Source organism: Erwinia sp. MYb416 (genome assembly GCF_037479575.1).
GTDB classification, from domain to species: domain Bacteria; phylum Pseudomonadota; class Gammaproteobacteria; order Enterobacterales; family Enterobacteriaceae; genus Erwinia; species Erwinia rhapontici.
The window spans coordinates 1-672 of sequence record NZ_JBBGYT010000135.1; the positions used below are offsets into that span (position 1 = coordinate 1).

The window sequence follows — 672 nt, forward strand, 5'->3', positions numbered from 1 at the left end:
TAAAAAAAAACCCCACGACCAGGCCTTTACCTGGCGCGGCGGGGTGAACTATGTCTTCGATAACGGTATTGCACCTTACTTCAGTTACAGCGAATCATTTATTCCTAATACTGGCACAACTCTCGGTGGGGAAACCTTCACACCTTCTCGTGCAAAACAGTATGAAGCAGGCGTGAAATACGTTCCGAAAGATCGTCCTATTGTTCTGACCGGGGCGATTTACCAGTTGACCAAAAATAACAACCTGATGGGTGACCCGACTGCGCCACTGTTTAGCGTACAGGGCGGGGAGATTCGTTCCCGTGGGTTCGAGTTTGAAGCCAAAGCCGCAGTCAATGCCAACATCAACGTGACTGCGTCATACAGCTATACCGATGCTGAATATACAGAAGACAATTACCTGCGTGGAAAAACGCCAGTACAGGTGCCTAAACATATGGCATCACTGTGGGGCGACTACACATTCAATGAAAGTGCCTTATCCGGCCTGACGCTGGGCACGGGCTTGCGTTACGTGGGTGAGAGTAAAGGTCTGTACCGTCCTCAGGCGAGTAATGGCGATAATCAGGATCAGAATTTTGATGTGGCCGGTTATACGTTGGTTGATGCCGTCGTGAAGTACGACCTGGCTCGTTTTGGACTTCCAGGATCATCGGTCGGTATTAACGTTAA

General features: G+C 49.6%; 1 protein-coding gene. It reads left to right on the forward strand.

Annotation, left to right across the window (positions count from 1 at the left end; translation table 11 throughout):
* Window positions 1-672 (forward strand): TonB-dependent receptor domain-containing protein (locus WH277_RS01275; RefSeq protein ID WP_339503912.1); only part of this gene is annotated, 672 nt, incomplete at both ends.